General features: G+C 61.3%; 1 protein-coding gene. It reads right to left on the bottom strand.

Annotated elements, in window-relative coordinates; all coding sequences use genetic code 11:
• A partial coding sequence (locus AB5Y92_RS22130) for a hemagglutinin repeat-containing protein (protein WP_368227832.1) occupies positions 1 to 1811 on the bottom strand: 1811 nt, incomplete at both ends.

Consider the following 1811-nt stretch of genomic DNA (forward strand, 5'->3'; position numbering starts at 1 on the left):
ACGCTCTGGTAGTCGCTGTTTATCTTCTGGCGACTGGCGTTGATATACCCGGAGCCGGTCATGGTGCCAAAGGTAAAGCTGCCCCCGGCCGCGATGCTGCTCTGTTTGCTCTGGTAGTGGTCGCTATCCTGCTGGCTGGTCAGGGTCAGGTTGCGGCCGATATCGGCCTTGACCTTGTCACCACTGACCTGCGCCCCCAGCAGGGTGGCATCCCGCCCTGATGTGAGGGTCAGGGTATCGCCCGCGGTGAGGGTGGTTTCGGTATAGCGGCCCGAGTTGCCCAACTCTTTGCCCTTGGCGGCATTCATGTTGGCAAACACGCTGATACCGGCGCCGCCGTCGCTGAACCCGAAGCTGATACCTGCGTTCCAGCCGCTGCTGCTGTTACTGCCGCTGCTCTGGCTGTCATTGATGGCCGATTGCAGCACCAGGTCGCGGGCGGCGGCCAGGGTGACGTTTTTGCCCTTGATACCGCTGCCGGTCATCACCAGGTCGCCCGAGCTGTTGTGACTATCCCCCAGCGCCCGCACGGTGACATCGCCACCGGCGTTGAGTTCGGAGGGGAGGGCATTGCGTTCACTGCTCTGGTTATTGGACTGGCTGCGCTTGTTGCCGACCGAGATGGCAATCCCGACAAATTTCGGGTCCGGGGTGTTGGCCGGGCCCGTGCCCTGATACTCCTGATATGCCTGATAACCACTCATGGCGGCCTTGGTGCCCTGCAGGGCTTTGAGACGGCTGTTATCACTCTCTTTGGCGCTCTTGGCCGCGTCATAAGCGCTTTGCGCGGCGGTGACGGCGCCACCGGTCAGCGCAATGGTCAAGCCACTGCTCTGGCTGCGGGTCTCTTCGTTGCGGGTGGCCTGCTGTTCGTCGGCGCGGATAGTCACATCCTTGCCGGTCAGTGACATATCCAGCCCGGCAATCAGGTCGCTGCCTGCCACTGTCAGTTGGTTACCCGCCTCCAGGGTGACATTACCCCGGGTACTGCCGATGGTGGAGCCAGCCTTGCTTTGCGTGACATCCTGCTGGTCGGTGCTTTGTGACTGCTTGCCAATGGTAAAGCCAATCCCGCCACTGCCCATCAGGCCGCTTTTGCTAGTCTGATTGAAGTGACTCTCACTGCGGGTTTCACTGACGGTCCCGATATCCAGGTTATTTTTTGCCAGGATGTCGGTTTGCACATCAGAGAGCACATTGCTGCCCGCCACGGTGACATTGTGCCCCTGCAGGGCAACCTGCTGGCCTTCAAAGGTGGTGGCCAGTGCTTGCTGTTCAGTGAGGTTGTGCCGGGTAGTCTTGGTGCGGGAGCTAAACAGCCCGCGTGAGGTGGTTTTATGCGCCTCACTCAGGTTGCGGCTGGACTCGCCCGCTTGCAGGGTCAGGTCACCTTGCGCGCTGGCCGCCAGAGCGCCTTGCTCACTGCTCACCGCAGCGGCGCGTGCCGTGATATTACGCCCCGCCTGTAACTCTACATCCCCGGCGCCCTGTACCTTGCTACCGACTTCGGTGCGATATCCGCTACGCAGATAGTTCTCGCTATTGCGGATGTTGTTTTCCTGCTCGGCGATAGTCACCGTGCCGAGGGTCAGGTCACGCCCCGCCACCAGGGCGGTTTGCCCCTGCTTGCCGCTGTTGCTCACCTCGGCCGCCAACAGGGTCAGGTCACGCCCGGCACTGGCCAGCAAGGTGCCTTTATCACCCGTCACATAGAGGCCTGCTACCCGGTCCATATTGGTGCGACTGAAATCACTGAGCCCCGCGGTTTTGGCATCACTTCGGGTGGTGCTGGTGAGGTTGAGATCACGTCC

It is taken from the genome of Aeromonas sp. R1-1 (assembly GCF_040908495.1).
GTDB classification, from domain to species: domain Bacteria; phylum Pseudomonadota; class Gammaproteobacteria; order Enterobacterales; family Aeromonadaceae; genus Aeromonas; species Aeromonas veronii.